23 protein-coding genes and 1 pseudogene are annotated in these 25661 nt (G+C 72.9%); 13 read left to right on the top strand and 11 right to left on the bottom strand.

Annotated elements, in window-relative coordinates; all coding sequences use genetic code 11:
- Window positions 1–242: 242 nt before the first annotated feature.
- On the bottom strand, window positions 243–881 hold the full coding sequence (locus ACIA8F_RS32940; protein WP_399384426.1) for a TetR/AcrR family transcriptional regulator: 639 nt from the start codon (window positions 879–881) through the stop codon (window positions 243–245).
- Between the two features lie 135 nt (window positions 882–1016).
- On the opposite strand from ACIA8F_RS32940, the gene ACIA8F_RS32935 reads away from it, so the two are divergent.
- Window positions 1017–2051, top strand: coding sequence for an aldo/keto reductase (locus ACIA8F_RS32935; protein WP_399384344.1), 1035 nt, complete (start codon window positions 1017–1019; stop codon window positions 2049–2051).
- A gap of 22 nt (window positions 2052–2073) precedes the next feature.
- Here ACIA8F_RS32935 and ACIA8F_RS32930 read toward each other — a convergent pair whose 3' ends face one another.
- Window positions 2074–2706, bottom strand: coding sequence for a TetR/AcrR family transcriptional regulator (locus ACIA8F_RS32930; RefSeq protein WP_399384342.1), 633 nt, complete (start codon window positions 2704–2706; stop codon window positions 2074–2076).
- Window positions 2703–3755 (bottom strand): redoxin domain-containing protein, encoded by a 1053-nt coding sequence (locus ACIA8F_RS32925; RefSeq protein ID WP_399384341.1) that lies wholly within the window; start codon window positions 3753–3755, stop codon window positions 2703–2705. Before ACIA8F_RS32925 ends, ACIA8F_RS32930 begins: the two co-directional genes overlap by 4 nt.
- 129 nt (window positions 3756–3884) lie before the next feature.
- Here ACIA8F_RS32925 and ACIA8F_RS32920 point away from each other — a divergent pair, with 129 nt between their 5' ends.
- Window positions 3885–4787 carry an NAD-dependent protein deacetylase gene (locus tag ACIA8F_RS32920; protein ID WP_399384339.1) on the top strand — a complete coding sequence of 301 codons (903 nt, stop codon included), beginning with the start codon at window positions 3885–3887 and terminating at the stop codon, window positions 4785–4787.
- Window positions 4788–4876: 89 nt separating this feature from the next.
- On the top strand, window positions 4877–5416 hold the full coding sequence (locus ACIA8F_RS32915; protein ID WP_399384337.1) for an EF-hand domain-containing protein: 540 nt from the start codon (window positions 4877–4879) through the stop codon (window positions 5414–5416).
- Between the two features lie 260 nt (window positions 5417–5676).
- Here ACIA8F_RS32915 and ACIA8F_RS32910 read toward each other — a convergent pair whose 3' ends face one another.
- The gene (locus tag ACIA8F_RS32910; protein ID WP_399384335.1) at window positions 5677–6738 is read right to left on the bottom strand and encodes an oxygenase MpaB family protein; all 1062 of its coding nucleotides are present in this window, start codon (window positions 6736–6738) and stop codon (window positions 5677–5679) included.
- Window positions 6739–6836: 98 nt separating this feature from the next.
- On the opposite strand from ACIA8F_RS32910, the gene ACIA8F_RS32905 reads away from it, so the two are divergent.
- Both ACIA8F_RS32905 and ACIA8F_RS32900 read left to right on the top strand, forming a co-directional pair.
- Window positions 6837–7481 carry a TetR/AcrR family transcriptional regulator gene (locus ACIA8F_RS32905; protein ID WP_399384334.1) on the top strand — a complete coding sequence of 215 codons (645 nt, stop codon included), beginning with the start codon at window positions 6837–6839 and terminating at the stop codon, window positions 7479–7481.
- Window positions 7482–7810: 329 nt separating this feature from the next.
- Complete coding sequence (locus ACIA8F_RS32900) at window positions 7811–9244, top strand: MFS transporter (protein WP_399384332.1); 1434 nt, start codon at window positions 7811–7813, stop codon at window positions 9242–9244.
- A gap of 25 nt (window positions 9245–9269) precedes the next feature.
- On the opposite strand, the pseudogene ACIA8F_RS32895 reads toward ACIA8F_RS32900, so the two are convergent.
- Both ACIA8F_RS32895 and ACIA8F_RS32890 read right to left on the bottom strand, forming a co-directional pair.
- Window positions 9270–10912: pseudogene (locus ACIA8F_RS32895) on the bottom strand (glycoside hydrolase family 13 protein).
- A 115-nt stretch (window positions 10913–11027) separates the two neighbouring features.
- Window positions 11028–11990, bottom strand: coding sequence for a helix-turn-helix domain-containing protein (locus ACIA8F_RS32890; RefSeq protein ID WP_399384329.1), 963 nt, complete (start codon window positions 11988–11990; stop codon window positions 11028–11030).
- 144 nt (window positions 11991–12134) lie between these two features.
- Here ACIA8F_RS32890 and ACIA8F_RS32885 point away from each other — a divergent pair, with 144 nt between their 5' ends.
- Window positions 12135–13163 carry a saccharopine dehydrogenase family protein gene (locus ACIA8F_RS32885; protein WP_399384327.1) on the top strand — a complete coding sequence of 343 codons (1029 nt, stop codon included), beginning with the start codon at window positions 12135–12137 and terminating at the stop codon, window positions 13161–13163.
- Between the two features lie 82 nt (window positions 13164–13245).
- Here ACIA8F_RS32885 and ACIA8F_RS32880 read toward each other — a convergent pair whose 3' ends face one another.
- A complete protein-coding gene (locus ACIA8F_RS32880) occupies window positions 13246–13812 on the bottom strand; it encodes a DUF3291 domain-containing protein (protein ID WP_399384326.1) in 567 nt (188 codons plus the stop codon).
- 32 nt (window positions 13813–13844) lie between these two features.
- On the bottom strand, window positions 13845–14561 hold the full coding sequence (locus tag ACIA8F_RS32875) for a helix-turn-helix transcriptional regulator (RefSeq protein ID WP_399384325.1): 717 nt from the start codon (window positions 14559–14561) through the stop codon (window positions 13845–13847).
- Window positions 14562–14748: 187 nt separating this feature from the next.
- Between ACIA8F_RS32875 and ACIA8F_RS32870 the strand changes: the two genes are divergently transcribed.
- The 3 genes from ACIA8F_RS32870 (at window position 14749) to ACIA8F_RS32860 (ending at window position 18781) form a co-directional block, all read left to right on the top strand.
- Window positions 14749–15360: a GPP34 family phosphoprotein gene (locus ACIA8F_RS32870; protein WP_399384323.1), complete on the top strand. Its 612-nt coding sequence runs from the start codon at window positions 14749–14751 to the stop codon at window positions 15358–15360.
- 961 nt (window positions 15361–16321) lie between these two features.
- Window positions 16322–17305: a hypothetical protein gene (locus tag ACIA8F_RS32865; protein ID WP_399384322.1), complete on the top strand. Its 984-nt coding sequence runs from the start codon at window positions 16322–16324 to the stop codon at window positions 17303–17305.
- 63 nt (window positions 17306–17368) lie between these two features.
- The gene (locus ACIA8F_RS32860) at window positions 17369–18781 is read left to right on the top strand and encodes an MFS transporter (RefSeq protein WP_399384320.1); all 1413 of its coding nucleotides are present in this window, start codon (window positions 17369–17371) and stop codon (window positions 18779–18781) included.
- 73 nt (window positions 18782–18854) lie between these two features.
- On the opposite strand, the gene ACIA8F_RS32855 is transcribed toward ACIA8F_RS32860, so the two are convergent.
- Complete coding sequence (locus ACIA8F_RS32855; RefSeq protein ID WP_399384319.1) at window positions 18855–19100, bottom strand: hypothetical protein; 246 nt, start codon at window positions 19098–19100, stop codon at window positions 18855–18857.
- 258 nt (window positions 19101–19358) lie between these two features.
- On the opposite strand from ACIA8F_RS32855, the gene ACIA8F_RS32850 reads away from it, so the two are divergent.
- Window positions 19359–20399, top strand: coding sequence for a VWA domain-containing protein (locus ACIA8F_RS32850; RefSeq protein WP_399384317.1), 1041 nt, complete (start codon window positions 19359–19361; stop codon window positions 20397–20399).
- A gap of 64 nt (window positions 20400–20463) precedes the next feature.
- Window positions 20464–21447: an alpha/beta fold hydrolase gene (locus ACIA8F_RS32845; protein WP_399384315.1), complete on the top strand. Its 984-nt coding sequence runs from the start codon at window positions 20464–20466 to the stop codon at window positions 21445–21447.
- A 36-nt stretch (window positions 21448–21483) separates the two neighbouring features.
- Here ACIA8F_RS32845 and ACIA8F_RS32840 read toward each other — a convergent pair whose 3' ends face one another.
- Together ACIA8F_RS32840 and ACIA8F_RS32835 are read right to left on the bottom strand one after the other, a co-directional pair.
- Window positions 21484–21876: a YciI family protein gene (locus ACIA8F_RS32840; protein WP_399384314.1), complete on the bottom strand. Its 393-nt coding sequence runs from the start codon at window positions 21874–21876 to the stop codon at window positions 21484–21486.
- Between the two features lie 153 nt (window positions 21877–22029).
- The gene (locus tag ACIA8F_RS32835; protein ID WP_399384313.1) at window positions 22030–22566 is read right to left on the bottom strand and encodes a hypothetical protein; all 537 of its coding nucleotides are present in this window, start codon (window positions 22564–22566) and stop codon (window positions 22030–22032) included.
- 261 nt (window positions 22567–22827) lie between these two features.
- Between ACIA8F_RS32835 and ACIA8F_RS32830 the strand changes: the two genes are divergently transcribed.
- Together ACIA8F_RS32830 and ACIA8F_RS32825 are read left to right on the top strand one after the other, a co-directional pair.
- Entirely contained in the window at window positions 22828–24378 is a 1551-nt protein-coding gene (locus ACIA8F_RS32830; RefSeq protein ID WP_399384311.1) for an MDR family MFS transporter, read from the top strand.
- Window positions 24379–24444: 66 nt separating this feature from the next.
- Complete coding sequence (locus ACIA8F_RS32825; RefSeq protein WP_399384310.1) at window positions 24445–25569, top strand: FAD-dependent oxidoreductase; 1125 nt, start codon at window positions 24445–24447, stop codon at window positions 25567–25569.
- The last annotated feature ends 92 nt before the right edge of the window (window positions 25570–25661 follow it).

Below are 25661 nucleotides of genomic sequence, written 5' to 3'. Positions count from 1 at the left end.
GCACCGCCCGGCACTTCATTGTGACCGGGCGTTGTCGAGGAGGCCGGACCCAGCGGCCCCGGTTCGTTCCCACAGCTGCCTGAACCGGCTTCCTGAGCTGGGACTCTATGCGGCGGCGCGCTGTTGTCGAGCAGTTTCCCCGCATCCGGCAATCTACCCATAACCTGCGCCCGGGCCGCGGCGCCCCTCGTGCACGCGCGTCCTTGCAGAAGAACCGCCCGGCCCTGATCGACACGCCCTAGCTAGATCTCCCGTACGTACACCCCGGCGCGGGCGGCCGCCGCCGCCGCGGCCGCCGAGCGGTCGGCCGCGGCCTCGTCGAGCGGGAGGGTCGTCGTCAGGAGGCGGTAGTAGAGGGGGGCGGACACCGCGCGGATCACCTCGTGCGGGTCGGTGCCGCCGGGCACCTCCCCGCGGGCCGCGGCCTCCCGGACGCACGGGGCCCATTCCTCGACGCGCGCGGCGTAGAAGCCGTGCAGGGCCTGCGCCGCCTTCGGGTCGCAGGTGGCGGCGGCGATCACCGCCTTGAACAGGGCTCCTTGGCGGGGGTCGGCGAGGGTGCGGCACACGAGCCTGGCGTTGGCCGTCAGGTCCCCGAGGAGCGAACCCGTCTGCGCCCGCGGGACGGACTGCTGCGCCATGTCGAGGAGTACGTCGGCCATGAGTCCGGCGACGGTGCCCCAGCGGCGGTAGACGGTGGTCTTCCCGACGTCTGCGCGCCGCGCCACGTCGGCGAGGTCCAGGTGGGCGAAACCGCGCTCGGCCAGGACGCCCTCGGCGGCCCGGAGCACTGCTTCCCGCACCCGCGCCGTACGCCCTCCGGGGCGCGCGCTCCCCGGCCCGGATCCCGGCCCGGCCCCTTGGTCGGCCGATCCGGGCATGCCGTCGGGCTCTGCTGCGGCGAACTCCATAACGGGACTCCAGTTCCTTTAAGCCTCAGGGCTTGGTACGCTCGAGCCATCTTAACGGAACCGCAGCCCCATTAGCTGGAGCTGCGGGTGATGAGGGGATGCGTCATGGAATACAGGCGACTGGGTACGTCCGGGCTTCTGGTGCCGGAACTGAGCTTCGGGGCGGGCACCTTCGGCGGCCAGGGGCCGCTGTTCGGCGCCTGGGGCGACACCGGAGTGCAGCAGGCGCGGCGCCTCGTGGACATCTGCATCGACGCCGGGGTGACCCTGTTCGACACCGCCGACGTCTACTCCGCGGGCGCCTCGGAGGAGGTCCTGGGAGCCGCCCTCAAGGGGCGCCGGGACCAGGTCCTCATCTCCACCAAGGCCGGCTTGCCCGTGGGCGACGGGCCCGGCGATGCGGGGACCTCCCGGTCCCGGCTGATCGGCTCCGTGGACGACGCGCTGCGCCGCCTGGACACCGACCGCATCGACCTCTTCCAGCTGCACGCCTTCGACGCCGGCACCCCCGTCGAGGAGGCGCTGTCCACCCTGGACGACCTGGTCCGGGCGGGAAAGATCCGCTACACCGGCATCTCCAACTTCTCCGGGTGGCAGGCGATGAAGTCCCTCGCCGCGGCCGACCGGCACGGCCGCCCCCGCTACGTCGCCCACCAGGTCCATTACTCCCTCGTGGGCCGCGACTACGAATGGGAGCTCATGCCCCTCGGACTCGACCAGGGGCTGGGCGCGATCGTCTGGAGCCCGCTCGGCTGGGGCCGGCTCACGGGCAGGATCCGGCGCGGCCGACCGCTGCCCGCCGGGAGCAGGCTGCACGACACCGCCGACTACGGGCCGCCCGTGGAGGAGGAGTACCTCTACCGCGTGGTCGACGCCCTGGACGAGGTCGCCGGGGAGACGGGCCGGGCCGTCCCGCAGATCGCCCTGCGGTGGCTGCTCCAGCGGCCGACCGTGTCCTCCGTCATCATCGGCGCCCGCAACGAGGAGCAGCTGCGCCAGAACCTCGGGGCCGTGGGCTGGACGCTCACCTCCGAGCAGATGGCGAAGCTCGACGCGGCGAGCAGCCGGACGGCCCCCTACCCCTACTTCCCGTACTACCGGCAGGAGGGCTTCGCCCGCCTCAACCCTCCGGCGGTCTGACGTACGCACTGCGGGCCGGCCTTCAGCCGGGTCGCGGCTCCCCCGGCACGTGCAGGAACGCGGCCACCCCGGCCCTGGTGAGTGCCTGGTAGCGGCGCTCCGCGGTGCGTGCCGTGAAGTGGCCGGCGAGTTCCAGGGTGATGCAGCCGTGGGCGGCCGCCCAGATGATGTCGGTGACCTCCTCGACGTCGGCGTCCGGGCGGAAGACGCCGGCCGCCACGCAGCCCCGTACGGCCTCGCGGAGGACCTCCAGGCTGGCGGCCGCGACCGCGCGGGCCTCGGGGGTGGGGGTGAAGCCGGGGATGAGGCCGGCGAACATGACCTGGTAGAGGTTGCGTTCGGTCAGGGCGTTCGCGCGGTAGGCGCGGCCCAGATCGGCCAGGTGGGCGGCCGGGTCGGCGGACGGGGGGACGGCCTCCAGACTGCGGCGCAGGCGGGCGAAGCCCTCTTCGTACAAGGCTTCGGCGATGCCGTCCTTCGCACCGAAGTGGCGGTAGAGGACCGTGGTCGAGCAGCCGGCCGCGGTGGCGATGCGGCGCATGGTCAGTGCGGCGGCCCCCTCGGCGGCGAGGAGCCGGGCCGCGAGGTCGAGGAGGGCGGTGCGCAGCGCTTCCTGGCCCTGGGCCTGGGTGCGGGCGAAGAGGTCGCCGGTCATGCCTGCTGCCAGTCGCCGAGGGGGCGGTAGATGGGGATGCCCGCTTCGGTGAGCGCGGTGCGCTTGGCGAAGTACTCGTCGCCCATCGGGTCCACTCCGCGCAGGGGCATGGTGCCGCGCCAGATCGTCAGGTCCTCCGGCGCGAGTTCCTCGGCCCGGGCGAAGTGCGCTTCGGCTTCCGCCGTGCGGCCGTCCCGGTGGAGCCACAGGCCCAGGGCCGCCTCGGTACGGGCCTCCTGCTGGGCGGCCGTCGCGCGGCGGGTGTGCCGGGCGACGTCCTCCTCGGACAGCCCGCTGTCGCCGGTGAGGACCCAGCGGTCGAGTGCGGCCAGCGCCGCGCCGGAGTCCAGGCCCGACAGTTCGCGGAACAGGTCCGTCGCGAACTGGGTGTCGTGGGGGCGGGCCACCTTCCCTTCTTCGTCGATCCACAGCACGGTCGGAACGTTCAGGACGTCGTAGAGGTCGGCCACGACGCCGTCGGTGTCGATGAGGGCGGGGTGGGTGACCGCGGCCTCGGCGATCCACGGTGCGGCGTCCTCGGCGCGGCGGTCCACCGCGACGCTGAGGACGCTGAAGCCGTGCTCCGCGAGTGCGGCGTGGCGGCGCTCCCATTCGGGGAGGTCGTAGCGGCAGCCGCACCACGAGCCCCAGAAGACCAGGGCGACCTTGCGGCCGCGCAGATCGCTCAGCGCGTGGGGCACTCCGTCGACGTCGGGGAGCGTGAAGTCGGGGGCGGTGGCGCCGGCCAGGGCCTGCGAGCGCTCTTGCGCGGAGACCCCGAGGGCGATCACTCCGCTGTCGCTCGCCACCGGGCGGTCGAGGAGTCCGGCGAAGGCCACCGGGTCGAGCAGACCCTGGTGTTCGGCCCGGGCGGCGGCAACGGAGGGCACGCACAGATCGCCACGGCACCATCCGTGCGGCTTGCGGACCCAGCCGAGGGCCGCTTGCGCCGCCTCGGGCGTCAGGAGCACCCGGCCCGCCGGGTCGGTCTGCGCGGCCACGACGGTCTCCCGGCCGTCGTCCAGGATCGTGACGTGCGTGCTGTCCATGAGAACCCCCGCTGCACCCGTGACCGGAAAAACTTCGTACCGAGAAAATAACAGCGTTATTCACCGGAGGGCAAGAGCACCGGACCGCCGACCCGTGCCGATGTCCGGGCGCTTCCGTACGCTGGCGGCATGCGTACGCGTCCCACTCTGAGCTGGACCCCGACAGCGGACCTGCCGCCCGGCACCACGGACCCGGGTCCGGTCGCCGACGCGCTGCGGGCCGGCGGGGTGCTGGTGCTCAGCGGGGCCGGGATGTCCACCGAGTCGGGCATCCCCGACTACCGGGGCGAGGGCGGCAGCCTGCGCCGGCACACGCCCATGACCTATCAGGAATTCACCGCCAGCGCCCGGGCCAGGCGCCGGTACTGGGCGCGCGGCCACCTCGGCTGGCGCACGTTCGGGCGCGCCGCGCCCAATGCCGGACACCGGGCCGTCGCGGCGTTCGGGCGGGCCGGGATGCTCTCGGGGGTGATCACCCAGAACGTCGACGGACTGCACCAGGCGGCCGGCAGCGAGGGGGTGGTGGAACTCCACGGAAGCCTGAACCGGGTCATCTGCCTCTCCTGTGGCGCCGTCGGCTCCCGCCGGGAGCTCGCCCTGCGGCTGGAGGAGGCCAACGCGGGCTTCGAGCCGACGCCCGCGGCGCTGAATCCGGACGGTGACGCCGATCTCACCGACGACCAGGTCCGCGACTTCCGCCCGGTTCCCTGCACGGTCTGCGGCGGCATCCTCAAACCGGATGTGGTGTTCTTCGGTGAGAACGTCCCGGCGGAGCGGGTCGGGCGCTGCCGCGATCTGGTCGACGGGGCGGCCTCCCTGCTGGTCCTCGGCTCCTCGCTGACGGTGATGTCCGGGCTCCGGTTCGTCCGGCAGGCGGCCCGGGCCGGGAAGCCCGTACTGATCGTCAACCGGGACCCGACCCGTGGCGACCGCGACGCCGTCGCCCGGGTCGCGCTCCCCCTCGGAACGACCCTGACCGCCCTGGCCGACGGCCTGGGCGTCTCCCTCGACGAGCGGGCCGCACACCCCTGACGGGGGATCCTTCGCCCACATGTGCCCGTGGAGGCGGGAGCGTGCCCCCGCCTAGAGTTACGCGCTGTCCGCTAAGAGGGAGGCAGCTCATGGCCAGCGCGTTTCAGGAGCGGAAGCTCAGGGGGATGTTCGCGGCGTTCGACGCGGACGGGGACGGCTACCTGCGCGAGGAGGACTTCACGGCCCTCGTGGACCGCTGGAGCCGGCTCCCCGGCGTGGGTCCCGGGACCGAACTGCGCGTACGGGTCGAGGCGCTGCTGATGGGCTGGTGGGCGGCGCTGCTCGAAGCGGGGGACGCGAACGGCGACGGCGCCGTCGACATGGGCGAGCTGCTCTCCCTCGTCGACAGGCTGCCGGCCATGGTCGCGGAGGTCACCGCGACCGCCGAGACGGTGTTCGCGGCCGTGGACTCCAACGGCGACGGCCGCATCTCGCCGGAGGAGCACCACCGGCTCGTCGAGACCTGGAACGGCCGGTCCGTGGACATGACCGGCGTCTTCGAACTCCTCGACCTCAACGGCGACGGCCACCTCAGCCGCGAGGAATTCGCCCTGCTGTGGCAGCAGTTCTGGATGAGCGACGACCCGGCGGAACCGGGCAACTGGCTCTGCGGCCGCTTCGCCGACTAGAACCGACGACAGCCGACGAGAACCGTCCGGCGCCGACACGGCCGGGGGGGGCCGGGGGGGCGGGGGCGCCCCGCGGGGGGGGGGGGGCGGGGGGCCCCGCCCCCCGGGGGGGGGGGGCGGGCCCGGGGGGGGGGGGGGGTGGCGGCCCCCCCCACGCCGGCCCCCCCCCCCCCCCCCCCCCCCCCCCCCCCCCCCCCCACACCCCCCCCCCCCCCCCCCCCCCGGCCCCCCCCGGGCCCCCCCCCCCCCCCGGCGGGGCGTCAGGCCAGGGGGCCCAGGACCTCCTGGGATTCGATGAGGCCCTGGTCGCTCGGGGGCTTGCCGTCGCCGAAGACGCGTGCCGCCTGGCGGGCCCTGAACGCGGCGTGCGCCTCGGCGGGCCTCGGATAGCCGTACCGGGTGCGGGCCTGCTCCGGGGTGAGGATCTCCTTGGTACGGGGCGGGACCCGCAGTTTGACGGGCGCGATCACCTTCACCGCGGACGGGGAGAGCATCCCCAGCAGGAACAGTTCGACCCGGGGGCTGAGGTGGGCGAGCGCGAAGGACATCCGCATCACCGGGACGACGAGCACGTCCAGGAGGCGCGACTGCCGGATCTGCGCCATCTCCCGCATCCACCGCGGCATGGTGGCGATGGTGGCGATCCGCTGGGTGCGCGCGACGACCGTCCGGGCCGGCTTCATCCACCACGGTGTCGGCGGGAGGACCACGTCGGTGTCGAGGAGGTGGCTCATGGCCTGCCGGGCGATCGGGCTGGCCTCCAGCCGCGGGCGCATGCGGGCGAAGTACGCCCGGATTCCCGCGCGGTCGCGCGGGACGTCGTCGGGCGAGCAGGTCTGGAACTCCGCGGCGAGGGCGCAGGACTCCCAGTACTCCCTCTCCTCCTCGGCGGTGAGTTTGCCGGGCCCGTACTTCTCGTAGGCGTAGAGGATCGAGTGCCAGCCGGTGAGCTGGATCCACAGCTGCGAGGCGGGGTCGTTGGCGTCGTAGGTGCCCTCTCCGTAAGGCAGCTGACCTATGGCCTTCGAGTGGACCTTCACCAGGACGTCCGCCGCCTTGCACACCTGGTCCGAGCCGGCGAAGGCCACCATGGCGAAGTAGCGCAGGGTGCGGTCGTAGCGGGTGCGGGTGCGCTCGTAGATGCCCTGGGTGCCGTGCACCGCGGCCACCAGCGGCGGGTCGAGCTCCTCCACGACCACGGAGCGCTGGAAGCCCACCGTGGGCGCCGTCGGGTAGCTCCAGACCTTCCAGACCACCGATCCGGGACCGAAGAACCCGTAGTCCGCGTGCGGTTCGACCTCTGTGCCGTTCAGTCGGGCCATCCGGCTGCTCCCTCGTGTTCCTGGCAGCGGGTGCGTACCGCTCCCCCAATAAGACAGGACTGTCTTAAATTAAGACACGACTATCGTAAGATGCCAAGGTGTCGACACCGACGTCTCCCACCGACAGGCCGCGCAGGCGGCGCCCCTACGCTCCGCGCGTCCCGATCGTCGAACGCCGCGAGCAACTGCTGGACGCCGCCCTCGCCGTGATCGTGAGCGACGGCTACGCCCGGGTCTCGATCGACGCGATCGCCAAACGCGCGCAGGTCGCCCGCTCCGTCGTCTACGGGGCCTTCGGCGACCTCGACGCCCTGCTGCTCACCCTCCTCGACCGGCAGCAGGAACGCGCCTTCACCCGCCTGCTCGCGAGCGTTCCCGACGGCCTGCGCACCCGCGACCCGGTCGACTTCGCCTGCGAGGCGGTGCACCGGATGGCCGGCATGCTGCGCGAGGACCCGGACACCTGGCGCCTGATCCTGCTGACTCCGGCCGCCACTCCCCCGGCCGTCCACGCCCGCATCGAGGCCGACCGGGAGCGGTTCCGGCGCAGGGTCGCCGCGTGGATCGCGTCCGCGCCGCCCGGCGCAGGGCCCGCACCGGACCCCGAGATCCTCGCCCACGCCCTGGTCGCCTCCGCGGAACACTTCGCCCGCCTCGCCCTGACCTCAGCCGACGCGATCGACGCCAGCCGGCTCGCCGGCCAACTGCGGCTGCTGCTCGGCGGCATGTGGGCCACGCCGTAGGGGCGGAGTGCGGCGGAGTGCGGCGGAGTGCTGTAGGCACCGAGGTCCGGAGGCCCGTAGCCGCGGAGGTCCGTAGCCGCAGAGGTCCGTGGCCGTAGAGGTCCGTGGCCGCGGAGGTCCGTGGCCGCGGAGTCGCCGGGCGACCGCCGCCACGCCCGGTGCTCCGGTCCACGCCGGACCGGCCGGCACCGCCCATACTGGGCGGGCGCGGATCCTGGCCGCGCGATCCGGCCGGACCGCCCCCGGGACCAGGCCCGCACCCCGCCCACCCCCTGCGCCGGGGGTGCTCGACCCGTCGGGAGCAGGAGTCGACTCCGCAACTGCGGCACGTGCCCGAAGGCCCGCCGCCGCCCCGCAGGCGCTACGTCGTCGCGGCCGTGGGGTGCGTCGGGGGGATGGTCTCCCTGGACCAGACCGTCGTCGCGGTCGCCCTCGATCCGATGGCGCACAGCCTCGGGCTCACCACCTTCGCGATGCACGGCGTGGTGCTCGTCTACGTCCTCGCGCTGGCGGCGTTCGTCCCGGTCGGAGGCATGCTGGCCCGCAGGTTCGGCCGGCTGACCACCTTCCGGGCCGGCACTGCCCTGTTCGCCGTCGCGTCGGGGCTCTGCGCCCTGGCCCCGCCGGGCGAGGCCGCCGAGCCGTACCTGGTCGCGGTGCGGGCCGTGCAGGGCATCGGCGGTGCGCTGATGATGCCCGTGGCAACCTCCGTGATCACGGACGTGTACGAGGAGGAGTCCCGCGGCAGGGCCCTGGCCGTCTACGCCGGTCTGGCGCAGCTGTTCCTCGTCCTCGGCCCGATCGTGGGCGCGGTCCTCACCCAGCTCCTCGGCTGGCGCTCCGTCTTCCTCGTCAACCTGCCCGTGGGCGCCGCGTGCCTGTGGATGATCGCCCGGGCACGGCTGGGCAACCGGGCCGGCGGCGGCCCGCTGTCCGTGGTCCAGCCCCTCGTGGTGATCTTCTCCCTGGTGGTGCTCGTCCTCGGGCTCTACCAGTGCGGGGTCTGGGGCGTCACCGACGTCAGGACGCTGACCGCGCTCGCGGTCGGCGCCGGGGTGCTGCTCCTGGCGGTGCGGCTCATCCTGCGGTCCCGCCGGCCCCTCCTCGACCTGCGGCTCCTGTCCGTCCGCCCGTACGCCGTGGCCGTGGTGCTCACCTTTCTGGTGCAGGGACCGCAGCTGATCGTGCTGGTGCACGGCACGGTGTACCTGCGCCAGGCCATGGGCCTCTCACTCCTCGCCACCGGAACCTGCCTGCTCCCCCTGGTCGCGGCCTCGGCGGCGGGAACCTTCCTCTCCGGATACCTGCACGACCGCTACCGGTCCGTCCGGGTGCCCGTCCTGCTCGGTCTGACCTCCGCCGCGATCGGTGCGGCCGCCTGGACCGCCGCCCTGCCGTCCCTCGTGTACGCGTGGCAGGTGCCCGCGATGATCCTCACGGGGTTCGGGACGGGACTGCCGGTCCCCGCTCTGAGCGCCGCCCTGATGCGCGTGGTTCCCCCGGACAAGAGGCCGGACGCCTCCGTGCTGCGCCAGAGCATCCGGCAACTGGGCGGCGCGGTCGGGCTGGCGGCGGCGGGGGCCTTCGCGCTGGCCGCCAACGCGGACGCCGACGACGCCGCGGGCGTCATCACCGTCGCGGCCACCTCGGCGGCCTTCACGGTCGCGAGCTGCGTCCTGGCCGTCACCCTGCCGCTGGCGGCCGTCGCCCTGCCGCGCAGGACCCGTACGGGAGGGCGCGGCTCCGCCGGCCCGGCCGCATGAGCGCGGCTCCGGCGGCTCAGCTCCGTCAGCTCAGCCAGACCGCGGCGTCCGGGGGCAGGAGGCCGTCCTCCAGAGGGCGGCCGGCGATGAGGACTTCGGTGTGCCGCGGCAGCGGGACCGGGCTGCCCGAAAGGTTCACCAGGCAGCGTACGGAGCTGCCGGCCGCGGTGCGGGCGAAGGCGAGCACGCCCGGCCGGGCCGGCAGCCAGGCGAATCCGCCGTCGAGCAGGGCCGGTCGGGTGGAACGCAGGGCCAGCGCCCGGCGGTAGAAGCCGAGCATCGAGTCCGGGTCCGCGCTCTGCGCGCGCACGCTCCGGTCGGCCCACTCGGCGGGCCGCGGCAGCCAGGACGGCGCGTCCGGGGCCTCGTCCCCCCAGGGCAGGGGGATCCGGCAGCCGTCCCGGCCGAGGTCCTCGCCCGCGGTCTGGAAGTACGTCGGGGGTCCTGGCGGAGCGCCGGCGGGATGTCCTCGATCTCCTCCAGGCCGAGCTCGTCGCCCTGGTAGACGTACACGCAGCCGGGCAGGGCCATCGTCAGCAGGGCCGCGGCCCGGGCCCGGCGGCGGCCGAGGGCGAGGTCGGCGGGGACGCCGTGCACGCGGCGGCCGTCGAGGGCGTAGGAGGTGTCGGGGCGCCCGTAGCGGGTGACGTGGCGGGTGGTGTCGTGGTTCGAGAGGACCCAGGTGGCGGCGGCGCCGACGGGGGCGTGCTCGGCGAGCGTCGCCTCGATGACGGTGCGCAGCGCGGTCGCGTCCCAGGGGCTCTGCAGGAAGGGGAAGTTGAACGCCGTGTGCAGTTCGTCGGGGCGCAGGTAGCGGGCGAAGCGCTCCGGGTCGGGGGTCCAGACCTCGCCCACGAAGACGGGATCGTGGTCGTATCCGTCGAGGACCTTGTGCCACGCGCGGTAGATGTCGTGGACGCCGTCCTGGTCGGCCCAGGGGCTGGGTCCGCCCTCGTGGTCGGGCAGCTCCGGGTCCTTGACCAGGTGGTCGGCGACGTCGATGCGGAAGCCGTCCACGCCCCGGTCCAGCCAGAACCGCAGGATCGACTCGAACTCCGCGTGGACCTCGGGGTTGTCCCAGTTGAAGTCGGGCTGTTCGGGAGCGAAGCGGTGCAGGTACCACTCGCCGGGCGTGCCGTCGGCCTCGGTCACCCGCCGCCAGCCGGGGCCGCCGAAGACGGACTGCCAGTTGTTGGGCGGCAGTTCGCCGTGCTCGCCGCGGCCGGGGCGGAACCAGAACCGTGCGCGCTCGGGCGAGCCGGGGCCGGCCGCGAGGGCCGCGCGGAACCAGGGGTGCCGGTCCGAGCAGTGGTTGGGGACGATGTCGACGAGCACCCGGATGCCCGCCGCGTGGGCCTCGGACAGCAGCGCCTCCGCCTCCGCAAGGGTGCCGAACACCGGGTCGATGTCCCGGTAGTCGGCGATGTCGTACCCGCCGTCCGCCATCGGGGACGGGTACCAGGGGCTGATCCACACCGCGTCCACACCGAGCCGCCGCAGGTAAGGGAGGCGCGCACGGATCCCGGCCAGGTCGCCGATCCCGTCGCCGTTGCCGTCCGCGAAGCTGCGCGGATAGATCTGGTAGATCGCGGCGCTCCGCCACCAGGCGGAAGCCGTTGCGGATCGGGGTTCCGTCGCCGCGGGAAGGTCCTCGGGGGTGGTCGCCATGCCGCGAATCTAGGGAGCGGGCTCCGGTGGCGTCAACGGTTCTCCTGAATCCTGTGATCGCCTCGATCGATGCGATCGTACCGATCGAGACGATCGGAAAGGTACAGGGATCCGCTCACGCCGTCGTCAGGACCGGGGCGCTCCGGGAGCGGAACGTGCGGCGGTAGGCGTCCGGCGGGACGCCCACCGTGCGGGCGAAGTGGCGGCGCAGGGTGGTGGCGGTGCCCATGCCGGTGGCCGCCGCGATGGTGTCGACGGTGTCGTCGGTGGTTTCGAGCAGCTCCTGGGCATGGCGGATGCGCTGGGTGAGCAGCCACTGCAACGGGGTGGTTCCGGTCACCGACTTGAAGTGGCGGCCCAGATGACGGGAGCTCATCCGGGCCCGGCGGGCCAGGTCTTCCACGGTGAGCGGCTCGTCGAGGCGTTGCAGCGCCCAGGGGAACAGGTCGGCGAGTGGGTGGTTGCCGGGGGCGGGCACGGGGGTGGTGACGAACTGGGCCTGGCCGCCGTCGCGGTGCGGGGGGACGACCAGGCGGCGGGCGATCTTGTTGGCCGCCGAGGAGCCGTGGTCGAGGCGCACCAGGTGCAGGCACAGGTCCATGGCGGCGGCCTTGCCCGCGGAGGTGAGCACGCTGCCGTTGTCCACGTAGAGGACATCGGGGTCCACGGTGACCAGGGGGTGGCGTCTGGCCAGTTCCTCGGTGTGCGACCAGTGCGTGGTCGCACGCTTGCCGTCCAGCAGGCCGGCGGCGGCCAGCACGAAGGCGCCCGTGCACAGGGAGGCCACGCGCGCGCCGGCCCGGTGGGCCGCGCGCACCGCGTCGATGAGTTCGGCCGGCGGGTCCCGGTCCACGTCGGCCCAGCCGGGGACGATCACGGTGTCCGCCCGCGCGAGGTGGTCGAGTCCGTGGTCGGGTTCCAGGCGGAAGCGGTCGATGCGTACGGCGCCCGGTCCGCAGAGCGAGAACTCGTACCAGGGGTCCACGAGATGGGTCAGGTCGGAGCCGAAGACCTCGCAGGCCAGGGACAGCTCGAAGTGCAGCATGCCGTCGGTGACGGCGAGCGCGACGGTGGTCATGTCCGGAAGTGTACGGGTCGTGTCGTTCCGGACAGTGGTGTGGGAACCGCCGTCCGCGACAGGATGTTCCTGACGGAGCGCGGCGGGCCCGGAGGGCCTGCGGCCGGGTCATTCGTGTCAGGGCGAGGGACGGGGAGCGGGATCATGGGATCAGGTCAGACGGTGGCGGTGTTCGGCGCGTACGGGCACACCGGGCGGTTCGTGGTGGCGGAGCTGGTGGAGCGCGGGTTCGTGCCGGTACTCTCCGGCCGCGACAGCGAAAAGCTCAAGGCGCTGTCCTACGAGACCGGCCTGGAGGCCCGGCCCGCGACCGTGGACGACCCCGACGCCCTGGACCGCGCACTCGCCGGCACGGCCGCCGTGATCAACTGCGCGGGGCCCTTCGCCTCGACGACCGGCCCCGTGATCGAGGCGGCCCTGCGGGCCGGGATCCCCTACCTGGACGTGGCTGCCGAGCTCGAGGCCAACATCGACACCTTCGCGCACTTCGCCGACCGGGCGCGGGAGGCCGGAGCGGTGGTCGTCCCGGCGATGGCCTTCTTCGGCGGTCTCGGCGACCTGCTGGCCACCGCGGCGATGGGCGACTGGTCCGAGGCCGAGGAGGCGCACATCGCGTACGCCCTGAGCAGCTGGCACCCCACCGCCGGGACCCGGCTGTCGGGCGCGGTCTCACGGGAGCGGCGCGGCGAGCGGCGCATGCGCTACACGGGCGGGCAGTGGGAGTACCGCACGGACGCCGCGCCCACCCTCTCGTGGCCCTTCCCCGAACCGCTGGGTGCCCGGCAGGTGATCGGGGAGTTCACGATGGCCGACGTGGTGACCGTGCCCAGCCACCTGGCGATCCCGGAGGTGACCACCTACATGACGGTCGAGGCGGTCCGCGACATCGCGGCCCCCGGCACGCCGGAGCCTTCGGCGACCGACGACAGCGGGCGGTCCGACCAGACGTTCCTCGTCGACGTGGTCGTCCGCTCGGGCGGCGTCGACCGCCGCGCCGTGGCCCGCGGTCAGGACATCTACGCCGTCACGGCCCCCCTGGTCGTGGAGGCCCTGGACCGGGTCCTGACCGGCCGCACCCGCACGGTCGGCGTGGCCTCCGCCGGCGAGATCTTCGACGCGCCCGACTTCCTGCGCGCGCTGTCCCCGCACATCACCCTGGAGCTGCTCCCGTAGGGCGTGTCCTGCCCTACGGGGTCAACCTGCCCGATGGCAGCGTGCACGCCCCGGCGGCGAAGGCTCCGACAGCTCCGATGGCTCAGACCCCCGGCGAGTCCCCCGCAAGCGTCGCCCACGCGCCCGGTGCGGCCCGCTCGGGCCGTCCCTGCGGCGCGTCCCGGAGGTGCTGCGCGACCTCGGCGGCGGTGTAGGAGGAGGCGAAGGTGAACGCGTGCGGGGAGGGCCCCTGTGCCCGCAGCTCCGCGAGTCGCTCCAGGGCCTCCCCGACGGTCGGGACGTGCCCGGCCGGGACCCACCAGAGCACCATGTGCGCCTCGACGTGCCGTGCGAACCATTCGCGGCGCCGCCGCATCACCTCCAAGTGCCCGCTGCGGTAGGCGAAGTCCCACAGCGCCTCCTGGGTCTCCCACACCGACAGGTTGACGATGACGTTCTCGCCGGCCGGGCGCAGGCCGGTGGCGTCGCCCGCCCCCTCTTCCGCGAGCCGCCACACGAAGCCGGGCGCGCCGTCGGCGGCGGCGTTGACCGGGTCGAGCATCTCGACGAAGGGCGCCATGCGGGGGTCGTCCAAGGGGTGGCGGAGCGTGGAGACGTTGAGCTGGGCGAGGTGCGCGGCATGCGTGGACGTGGATGTGGATGCGGTCATGACCTCATCCCAACACGGCCGACTTTTCTATGTCAATGCTCATTATTTTTAGAAGGCTCGACCACCACGCAGCACTCCCCCGGCCTGGCGTCCATCCGCGCACGGACGGGACCGTCCGCACCGAGCAGCCCTTCCAGCAGGGCCAGGTTCATGCCGCAGACGAGCGGCGGGAAGCGCTCGGCGACGGCGTGGAAGGGACAGTTGCGCATGCGGACGACCCGTGCGGCCGCCCCGGCCGCGGCCTCGGCGACTTCGGGTTCCCCGGCGTCCCCCGGGGCCTCGGCGCCTTCCAGGTGCGGTTCGTAGCCGCGGGCGGCCAGCATCTCCATCGCCTCTTCGAGGCCGCCGCAGGGCGCCGCCGAGCCGCGCAGGGCCTCGCCCCGGCGGCGGGCGGCCTCAGTGAGCACGGCGTCCAGCCCCGCCTGCTCGGCGACCTCGGCGAGCAGCTCGGCGGCCGTGCGGTAGTCCCGGGCGGGCAGCGACACCGAGCGCTCGACCCGCGCCCGCGTGTACACCTTGGCGGGGCGGCCCGCCCCCGGCCCGGAACGGCCGGTCAGGCGGCGGCTGCCGCTCTCCAGCAGCCCGGCCTCGGTCAGCCTGTCCAGATGGTGCGCGGCGAGCGTGCGCGCGACCCCGGTCGCCTCGGCGGCCTCGTTGCGTCCGACCTCGCGGCCCTGCGCCACCACGTACTCGTACAGACGGCGTCGCACCGGTTCCTGCAGCAACGCGATCACATCGATGTCCTCCACGGGGCCATTCTAGGAACAGTGCAGGTTGGCGATAGAAAGGCGCGGTCCGCCGCGGCCGGCGCGGCCACCCGGCCCGGGAGCGAGAATGTGACGTCTTGCGAACGGCCGGGGGCGGTCCCGCCCCTGTGCGGCCAAGCTGATCGACAATGGGTCAGCGCCCTGCCCGCACGGTTGAGAGGAGCCCCTGATGACCACACCGCGGGACTTGTTGATGATCGCCATGGAAACGGAGTCCGGCCGGAAGGCCGAGCAGGGCGAGCTGTCGCTCGCGCTCGCCGGGGCCGAGGTGGTCGACCTCCTCGCCGCCGGGGCCGTCGGGCTGGACGGCGATCTCCTCGTGCCCGGTGAGCAGGCGGCGCCGGGCGACCCACTGCTGGAGGCGGCAGCGGCCTCGCTCGTCCGGGAGGAGCCGTACGAGTCCGTCGCCGACTGGCTGTGGCGCCGCGGGCTCGGCCTGTCCGCGCACTACGAGGCAGTCCTCGAGGAGGAAGGACAGCTCGTACGGCAACGCCGCCGCGGGTTCTCCCTCCGGGCCGGCGACCTGGTGCCGGCCGACTCCACCGACCACCGACGGGCGCAGGAGCGGTGGCGGTCGCAGGATGCCGTGCTGGTGCTCCTGGTGGAGTCGCTCGGGGGCGGCGGCGAACAGGACGGAGACGCTCCGGAGGTGGCCGACGACACCGTCGCGACGGTGCTGGCCGCCGTCAGTGACGCCGTGGTGGAGCTGGCGGGCGTACGGCAGCGCCGGGCCATCGAGAACGCCGCCTTCGACAACATCTGGCGCGGCCCCGGCGGTTGACGGCGGGGGTGCGGGGAGGGTCTTCTCCGGGGGCCGGACTCGGCTCCGGCTCCCGGGGACCGGCGATGGCCGCCTTCCGGCCCTCCCGCGTGATGGCGGGAGGGCTCCTCGGACCAGTCCCGTGCGCTGCGGAGGTACTGGTGAACGCTTCTAGGTACCACTGGTTCCGTGGGTCTGCCGGAGCCTTCGGCGTCTGCCTGCCCGGGTACAGGAATCGGCGCGTGGTCGACTCCCGGAGCACGGAGACGGCGTGCAGCCCCTGACCCCGCACCTGGCCCTGCTCCCGGTTCCGGGCCGTACGGGCCTTCCAGGAGGGCGATTAATTTGCCGCTGCGGCTCGCCTGCCACAGCGGTGCGGCACCGACCTCCTCCGGGAGCACAGGTACCGTCGGCGCCCCTCCGGAGTGCAGGCGGGTGAGCAGGTAGTCGCTCACGTCCTGCGGCTTCACGGCGCTTGTCGGGGCGACGCCGATGCGGGTCTCGGCGAGGAAGCAGCCGCACATCGCGTCGACCCGCCTCCTGGCCTGGACCGGGGTGGCGATCTCATCCGCCCGGAGCCCGATGTCGCGCAGGGCCGGACCGAAGGGGGCTGCGCCGAGGGGGGATACCGGCGGCGTTCGGACGGGGGCTGTGCGCCCCCGCCTACGGCGCGTCCGGCTTCGTACGTCCGCGTTTCGGGCATGAGTGTGGTCACCTCGTGGTCCTGACCGGGCCGTCTCATGCGACGCAGGACGCTCCTCGGCCACAACGGGCCATCGGGAGCACTCGTGGGGCGCCAGGAGCGCGCCGCACACCCCCAGGCCGCCTGACGCCCCACCGAAAGCACCAGCGCCCGAGGCTTCCGCAGGGGCCGGGCACGGGGCGTTGGCGCCGGAACGTGCCTACGCTGGAGGGGATCACCGGGACAACAGCGGGCGCGGGCGGCGGACGCCGGTCCGCATCCTCCGGACGAGGTGAGGCCATGACGACGGTGCACGGAGCCGCACTCCGCTCGAGGCGCCGGACGCCCGTCCTCGTCCTCGTCGCCACCCTCGCCGCCGCGTGCCTGGTGGCCGCCGGCCCGCAGGACGCCGCCTCCTGCCGGACCGCTCCGCCGGACAGTTTCTGGCACGCTCCCGTGGACACGCTGCCCGTGCACCCGGACTCGGCCCGGTACGTCTCCTCGATCGGTGCCGCCGAGCCCCTGCACCCGGACTTCGGGGCGGGGCTCGTCGACGGTCAGCCCTTCGGCATCCCCATCACCGTCTCGGACACGACGGTGCCCGAATCCCAGGTCGCGCTGGACATCGCCGGGGAGAGCGACGCGTCCGGGTACCGGATCCCCCAGGACGCCGCGGTCGAGAACGGTCCGGCGAGCACCGGGGACCGCCACGTCGTCGTCTGGGACCGCGCGCTCTGCAAGTCCTACGAGCTCTGGAACGCACGGCAGCAGGGCGATCACGCCTGGCAGGCCGGCTCGGGCGCCGTCTTCGACCTGCGGAGCAACGCGCTGCGGCCCGCCGGCTGGACGTCCGCCGACGCCGCCGGCCTCGCGATCCTGCCCGGGCTGGTCCGCTACGAGGAGGCCGCCGCCGGGCAGGTCGACCACGCGATCCGGATGACCGTCCCCCGCACGGATCAGAGCTACGTCTGGCCGGCCCGGCACCAGGCGGGTGCCGCGGCGGACGCTTCGCTGCCGCCCATGGGGCTGCGGCTGCGGCTCAAGAGCTCGGTGGACACCTCGGCGCTGGGGCCCCAGGCCCGGGCCGTCGCCGAGGCACTCAAGACGTACGGGGCCATCGTCGCCGACAACGGGTCACCCTGGTACCTCACCGGTGAGGAGAACCCCGGCTGGGACAACGCCCAGCTCAACGCGCTCAAGGCCTTCAAGGGCTCGGACTTCGAGGCGGTCGACGCGTCAGGACTCCAGCAGTCCCCGGACTCCGGAGCCGTGGCACCCCGCTGACCGCGGGACGGCACAGCGCGGACCGCGGGACCCCACGGCGCGGACCGCAGAGAGGACGCCCCCATGCACGCGGAAGCGTCCACGGCGGTGCGTAAAGGGGCCTTCATCGCGGTCGCCGTAGCCCTGTTCTGCATCCAGCTCGACTTCTTCGCGCTCAACCTCGCCATCCCCGGCATCGCGGCGGAGCTCGGAGTCACCGTGTCGGCGGCGCAGTGGACCCTGTCCGCGTACATGCTCGCCATCGGCTGCTTCTTCATCATCGGCGGCCGGGTGGGCGACGTCTTCGGCCGGCGGGGCACTCTGCTGGCGGGAACCGCCCTGTTCACCGCCGGAACCGTGGGGTGCGCGCTGGCTCCCGGCCTCGGTCCGCTGGTCGCGGCCCGGATCGCCCAGGGGGTGGGTGCGGCGTTCGTCTTCCCGGTGGCCGTCTCGGTGATCACCAACACCTTCCCCGAGGAGTCGCGCGCCAGGGCGCTGGGCGGCGTCTTCGGCGTCGCCAACATCGGGACCGCGATCGGGCCCTTCGTGGGCGGCGGGTTCACCGAGGGGCCCGGCTGGCGCTGGATCTTCTGGCTGATGGCGCCGCTGAGCCTGCTGTCGCTGCTCACCGCCCTCGTGTACGTCCCGGACTCGCGCGATGCCTCGGCGCCGCGCGAGCTCGATGTGCTCGGCTGCGCCCTGGTCGTCGGCGCGCTGGCCGCCGTCACGCTGACCGTGGAGCGCGCGGACGCCTGGGGCTGGAGCAGCGCCCGCGTCTTCCTCGGCTTCGCGGTGGCGGTGGTGAGCGGCGGGCTGTTCCTGGTCCGGGAGCGGCTGGCCCGGCACCCGCTGATCGACCTGGGGCTGTTCCGCGACGTCCCGTACGTGCTGGTCACCGGGATGGGCACGCTCACGAACATGGGCTACGGGGTCACCGTCTTCCTCGCCACCCTCTACCTCCAGGGCGTGCGGGGGCTCTCGCCGCTGCTGGCCGGCACGGTCTTCCTGGCCCCGGCCCTGCTCGTGGCGCTCAGCGGGCCACTGGGGGCGCGGCTGGGCCGCCACCTGCGGCCGACCACGGTGATGGCCCTCGCCGGGATCGGCGCGGGCACGGGGATGTACGCGCTGACCCTGGTCTCCGCCTGGTGGCTGTACGTACCGGTGTTCGCGTGGTGCGGACTGGGTCTCGGGCTGGGCTGGACCTACGCCAGCGTGGCGACCCAGCAGCTCGTCCCGCCGGCCAGGGCCGGGGAGGCATCGGGAGTGCTGCTGACGTTCCTGGTCACCGGTGGTGCGACCGCGCTGGCCGGAGCGGCCGCGGGGATCTCGGCGACGACGCCGCAGCGTTCGCCCGGGGCGGCCTACGACGCGATCCTGCGCCTCGGCGGTGTGGCGGTCCTCGCGGCGGCGGTGCTCGTCCTCGTCCTGGCCGTACGCCCGCACCTGGGCCCGCGCCCGCACCAGGGGCGGCTCGCGGTGCGGGGCCGGGCCCGCTGACGGTGCGCACACCGCGGGGGCGGCGGACGCTGCCGTCCGACCGCCCCCGCATTCCGGCCGGGGCCGGAGGTCCCTACTTGGCGCCGAGGTGGCCGCCCTTGACCCACTCCGCCTCGCCGTCCTTGGCGCAGGAGGAGGTGTAGGCGGGGCCGAACGGCGCCGGGACGGCGGCCGCGGAGGAGCAGTTGGACGAGAAGGCCTTGTGGCCGCCACCGAAGTAGCCGATGTCGACACCGTCGTTGGCCAGGGCCGCGCCGGCGCCGCCCAGCAGGATGCCGGCGGCGAGGACGGAGGCGGTGACGGCAGAGCGAATACGCATTGGTTCCCCTAAGGACTTAAGGATCTGTCGACGCCCCCATGGGCGGACGCGTCAGCGGATTCAACGCCCGGCGGAGCCGCCAGGAACGACCGTTCACTCGAACGCCACTGGCGTAACGTTTCGACACGTCACATGGGCTTTCGTGCGCCCCCGTTCGCGCCGGGGCGGGGGCCTTCGCCCGGGCTTCGGAGCCCCGGTCGATTGTCAGTGGCGGATGAGACGGTAGGAGCATCCAGTCGGAAACGAGGGGGAGCTTCCATGTCCGGAAACCAGAACTACATCAACCACGTCGCTCTTGTGTTGGATGCCAGTTCGTCCATGTCGCACCTCAGCCGCAAGGTCGTCGAGGTCGCCGATCAGCAGATCGCCTACCTGGCCCGCCGGTCGGGCGAACTGGACCAGGAGACGCGCGTCACCGTGTACGTCTTCGCGGACAAGGTGGAGTGCGTCGTCTACGACAAGGACGTGCTGCGGATGCCGTCCCTGAAGCAGCTGTACCGGACCGGTGGAATGACGGCGCTGCTCGCGGCCTCGCTGAAGTCGCAGCGCGAGCTGGCGCAGACCGCTCAGCTGTACGGCGACCACAGCTTCCTGACGTTCGTGCTGACCGACGGTCAGGAGAACGCCAGCCACCGCTCCCCCGGCGCCCCTTCCCGCGATCCGCAGGCCCTGGTGAAGGCCGTGGCCGAGATGATCGACAAGCAGGAGGACAACTGGACCCTGGCCGTCCTCGTACCGGACCAGATGGGCAGGCGCGAGGCGATGCAGTGCGGGTTCCCGAAGGAGAACATCGCCATCTGGGACGCCACGAGCACGCAGGGTCTGGAGGAGGCCGGGCAGGTCATCAAGGACGCCACCGAGAAGTTCATGGTGGGCCGGGCGAAGGGCATCCGGGGTTCGCGGGCCGTGTTCTCCACGGGCGCGGAGGTGGTCAACAAGGACACCATCGAGGCGGCCGGCCTCACTCCGGCGGACCCCTCGGCGTACGAGCTGATCCCGGTGGCCCGGGACGCGGCGATCCGGGAATGGGTCGTCGAGTCCGGGCACACCTACCGCACGGGTGGGGCCTTCTACCAGCTGAGCAAGCCGGAGAAGATCCAGGCGAAGAAGCAGATCGCGGTGCTGGAGAAGAAGACGGACCGGGTGTACACGGGGCCGGAGGCCCGGGCCCTGCTCGGACTGCCCGCCGTGGAGGCACGGGTGAAGCCGGACCACAACGACGAGTTCACGATCTTCGTCCAGAGCACCAGCGTCAACCGGAAGCTCGTGTCGAACACCCGGCTGCTGCTGATGGTCTGACCGGCCGCTTCCCGAGCACCGGGCCCGGATGGCGGGGTCGAGGGGCGCGAGGGAGGCTTGGGGTATGCGAAGGCGCGTGCCGGCTGCGGCGGTGGCCGCGGTGGCCGCCGTACTGCTGGCGGCCGCCGCGCCGCCGCCCGGCGGCGAGGACACCGGGCAGTCCGTGTCCATCGGCGGCGGGCGGAGCCTGTACCTGCACTGCTCGGGCTCGGGCAGTCCGACCGTGGTGCTGCTGTCCGGGCTGCACGAGTCCTCCGACTCGTGGACCCTGACCGACACCACCCCGCCCGTGCCGAAGGCCCCGGCGGTGCTGCCGGGCATCGCGGCGTTCACCCGGGTGTGCACCTACGACCGGCCGGGGACGCTCCGCTATACGCAGCCCCCTGAGCTGACCGACCGCAGCACGCCCGTACGGGGCACCCGGGCTCTGCCCGCCATGGTCGAGGACCTGGACCGGGTGCTGACGGCCGGGCACGTGCCCGGCCCGTACCTGCTGGTGGGGCACTCCTTCGGCGGGATGCTCGCGCTGGGCTACGCGCAGGAGCATCCGGAGCGGACGCGCGGGCTCGTCCTGGTCGACGCGCTGGGGCCGGCGCTGAAGCCCGCGATGGGCGCGGACTGGGCGGCGTACGTGCAAGAGCTGCGGCATCCCGGTACGCCCTTCGACGCCGATCCGCGGTTCGAGCAGGTCGACATCGAGGGCGGGGTCGGCGCCCTCGACCGCGGCGGGCCGCTGCCGCCGGTTCCCGTCGCGGTCCTCAGCAAGACCGAGCCCTTCGCCGTACCGCCCACGATGTCCAAGGACCTGGTGGCGAAGCTGGAGAAGGCCTGGCCCACGGCGCAGCAGGCTCTGGTGGGCCTGCGGCCGCAGACCCCGCACCTGCTGGCCACCGGCAGCGACCACTACGTGCAGCTCCACGACCCGGACCTCACCATCGCGGCGGTCCGCCTCGTCGCGGACCGGGCCCCGTCCCCGGCGGGAACGGCCCCGCAGGGGACGACCCCGCCTGCGACGGCCCCGCCTGGGACGAAGTCGAGTTCGCCGTAGCCCCGGGCCCGCCCGGACCGCCCCGGACCGCTCGGCTCAGGCCTGGGGCGGGCCCTCGGGGATCGGGTGCACTTCGACCGGGTCGCTGCCCGGCTTTCCACCCGCGCTGGGGCAGGCCGATGCCCGTGCGGCGATCTCCAGGGCCCGGTCCTGGCTCTTGACGTCGACCAGCCAGTACCCGGCCAGGATCTGCCCTTCCCGGGCCGGCCCGTCGGTCACCTGCGGCCGGCCGTCGCTTCCCGCCCGTACCGTCTTGACCAGCGAGGGACCGCCGAGGCCCTGACCGTCCACCCACTCGCCGGCGGCGATGATGTCCTCGTTGAGAGCTCCCATGTGGGCGAACATGACCTTCATGTCCTCCTCGGAGTACGCCGACATGATGGCGTCCCACTCGGCGGCAGGCACGTTCATCTGGATCATGTACTTCATGTTCCTCACCCTTCCGGGGCGGCTGCTGGGGTTTCGGTCTTCCACAGGGATAGACAGCCGGTCGCGGGAAAACTCATCGGCGCCCCCGGCACCACACCACGGAAACCCCATGATCGCCCCCCAGGGCTGCCGCACGAGGGCGGGTGACGCGCTTCAGTCCTCTTCGGCGCCGGCCAGGGCATCGGTGATCAGGCGGGTCGCGAAGTCGGGGTCGCCGGTCATGCGGTTGATGTATTCCGCGAGCAGGAAGGCCGTGGCTTCGAGCGGATTCATCTCTGCCTCGCGCCAGTCTCCGAACTGCTTGCGCCACAGGTTGGGGCTCAGGCCGGTGCCCGCGGCGATGACGAGTCCGGCCATGGTGGGAATGGTCTCGGGGCGCACGCTCCTGGGCATCATGCGCATCGTGGCCACGATGTTCGGAACGACGTACTCGATTACGTCCTTGCCGTGCTCCTCGTGGGCCCGGCGCAGCCACATCATGAACATGTAGATGAGCGTGCACGCTCCGTCGAGCAGGTCGTCGGCCTCCCTGTCGCTGAGCGACGAGGCGTACTGGGCTATCAGGGCCCGCTGTTCGGGATCCATGCCGGTCTTGCCGTCGTGAATGCCCTTGAGCCGGGAATCGATCATCAACAGCGCCGCGCCCACATCACCCGCGGGAGCGTGCTCGGGGTCGTACTGCGATGCCACGGGATTCCTCCTCAGGTCGCCGCGATGTGCGGCTCGCCGTTGTCCGCACAGTAGACGGACCGCAGGACGGCGGATGCCCGCTCGGCCTTCCTTCACCCCGAGGGGGTCCGCCCCTCGGCCTAAGTTTTACGGGTTCATAAGTTGAGCTGTTGCACTTATTGATCCGGTGTGGTGTTCTGGACAGGTGAGCCGGGCCGCCGCTCCACACGCCCCCGCTCCGCCTCCTTCTCGTTCCCCTACGCCCGAAAGGGGTGATCAGTCATGTCCACGACCACATCCCTCCCCTCCGCCGACCCGTCGGCCGGACCCACGGCCGTGCCCAAGAACGTGCGCTGGGTACTGCTCGGCGTGATGCTCGCGATGCTGCTGTCGATGCTCGACAACATGGTCGTCAGCACCGCGATGCCCACGATCGTCGGCGACCTCGGCGGCCTGGAGCACATCTCCTGGGTCGTCACCGCCTACACCCTGGTCACCGCCGTCACCACCCCGGTCTGGGGCAAGTTCGGCGACCTCTTCGGCCGCAAGCCCATGTACCTGGCCTCGATCGCCGTGTTCATCATCGGATCCGCCCTCTGCGGGACCTCCGGTTCGATGGGCGAGCTGATCGCCTACCGCGTCGTCCAGGGCGTCGGCGCCGGAGGGATCGGCGCGGGCGCCTTCGCGCTGATCGGAGCCCTCGTGCCGCCCCGGGAGCGTGGCAAGTACCAGGGCATGACCGCCTCCGTGATGGCGATCGGCACCATCGGAGGACCGCTCCTGGGCGGATTCGTCACCGGCCACTTCGACTGGCGCTGGGCCTTCTACATCAACCTCCCGCTCGGCCTGGTCGCCCTGGTGTGGCTGTGGCGGAAGCTGCGGATCCCCGCCCGCCGCATCCAAGCGAAGATCGACTGGGCGGGCATCGCCCTGCTGACGCTCTCCATCACCGCGATCGTCCTGGCCGCCACCTGGGCGGGCAGCACCTACGCCTGGGGCTCGTGGCAGATCCTGTCGCTGGGCGCCGCCGCGATCGTGTCCCTGGCCCTGTTCATCCAGGTGGAGAAGCGCGTCGGCGAACCGCTGCTGCCGCTGAGCGTGTTCACGGGGCACCGCAACTACCCGCTCGCGATGGTCCTGGTCCTGGCCGCCGGTGTGGTCATGTTCGGCGCGGGCCTCTACCTGCCGCTGTTCCAGCAGACCGTCCAGGGCGCCTCGGCCACCAACTCCGGTCTGCTGATGCTCCCGATGATGCTTCCCGTCGTGATCGTCTCGACCCTCGCCGGCAAGGTCATGTCCGCCACCGGCAAGTACAAGATGTTCCCCGTCGTCGGCACGCTCTTCCTCACCGCGGGCCTCGGCCTGCTGGCCACCATGGACGCCTCCACCTCGTCCCTGCTGACCGGCCTCTACATGATCCTCGTCGGCATCGGCCTCGGCTTCACCCTGCAGATGGCCGGCACCATCGCCCAGGACAGCGTCTCCCTGCGCGACATGGGCGCGGCCATGAGCTCGGTCAACCTCTTCCGCACCCTGGGCGGGTCCCTCGGCGTCGCCGTCTTCGGCTCCCTGTTCACCCGCGCCGTACAGCCCGCCCTGCCGGCCGGCGCGGACACCGGCCCGGACACCCTGCGGAACCTGCCCGCCGGGGCCAAGGAGGCCTACCTCACCGCGGTCACGGACGGTACCGGCCGCATCTTCCTCACCGCCGCGATCCTCTGCGCCCTCGCCTTCATCGCCGCGCTCTTCGTCATCGAGGTCCCGCTGAAGAAGGCCGGACCGCCGGCACCCACGGCCACCCCCGAAAAGGCCGCCGCCACCCCGGCCGGCTGATATCCCCGCCCCCGCCCCCGCCCCTCCACGCGGCAGCACTGCCGACCGTACGAACGGAGCGCCACCATGAACACGACCACCACCACACCCCGCATCGCGATCATCGGAGCAGGTCCCGGCGGGCTGACCTGCGCCCGCATCCTCCAGCGCCACGGCGTCGCCGTCACCGTCTACGACCGCGAGAGCGGTCCCGGCGCCCGCAACCAGGGCGGCAGCCTCGACCTCCACGAGGACAACGGCCAGATCGCCCTGCGCGAAGCCGGACTCCTGGAGGAGTTCTTCAGGCTCTCCCGCCCCGAGGGACAGGAAATGCGCCAGCTGGACCCGGCCGGCACGATGCTCTTCCACCACACCCCCGACGAGGGCGAGCGCTTCAAGCCGGAGATCGACCGCGGCGACCTCCGCGACCTCCTCCTGAACTCCTTGGAGCCCGGTACCGTCCACTGGGGCCACACCCTGTGGTCCGTCGAAGGCCCCGAGGAGGGCCCCCGGCAGGTGCACTTCGACGACGGCACCGCCATCGAAGCCGACCTCGTCATCGGCGCCGACGGCGCCTGGTCCAAGGTCCGCCGCGCCCTCTCCCCGGCGCTCCCCGCGTACACCGGAGTCAGCTTCCTCGAAGCCTGGTTCCACGAGGTCGAAACCCGCCACCCCGCCATCGCCGAACTCGTCGGCCAGGGCGGCGCCGCCGCGGCCGACGGCGAGCGCGGCCTCTTCGCCCAGCGCAACAGCGGTGGCCACATCCGCGTCTACCTCATCCAGCGCGTCCCCGCCGACTGGATCGCCGCGAACGGCCTGACGGGCGACACCGAGGCCATCCGCGCCCACCTGCTGGAGCAGTACCGCGACTGGTCACCCGCCCTGCGCCGCCTGATCAGCGACAACGACGGCCGCTACGTCGACCGCCCCATCAACGCCCTGCCCGTCCCGCACACCTGGGAGCCGAACCCCACCGTCACCCTCCTCGGCGACGCCGCCCACCTCATGCCCCCGCTCGGCGTCGGCGTCAACCTGGCCCTGCTCGACGCCTGCGAACTGGCCCTCGCCCTCGCGGACCAGCCCACCGTCGCAGACGCCGTCCGGGCCTACGAGAAGACCATGCTGCCCCGCTCGACCCGGATGCAGGAGCTCCTGGACAACGGCGCCGAGGAGCTCCTGTCCACCGAACTCCCGGACTTCGCCACGGCCTAGTACTGCAACGGTTCTTTCGTTGACGGTTGGGCAGTTTTGGCGTTGTGGTGGATATGGGGTGGGGGTCGGTACGGGCGGATGCCCGTGTGTGG

Origin of the sequence: Streptomyces sp. NPDC051563 (assembly GCF_044454225.1) — a bacterium.
In the GTDB taxonomy this organism is placed as follows: Bacteria; Actinomycetota; Actinomycetes; order Streptomycetales; family Streptomycetaceae; genus Streptomyces.
The sequence above is the reverse complement of the archived record's forward strand: the minus strand, read 5'-3'. Positions and strand labels throughout refer to the sequence as shown.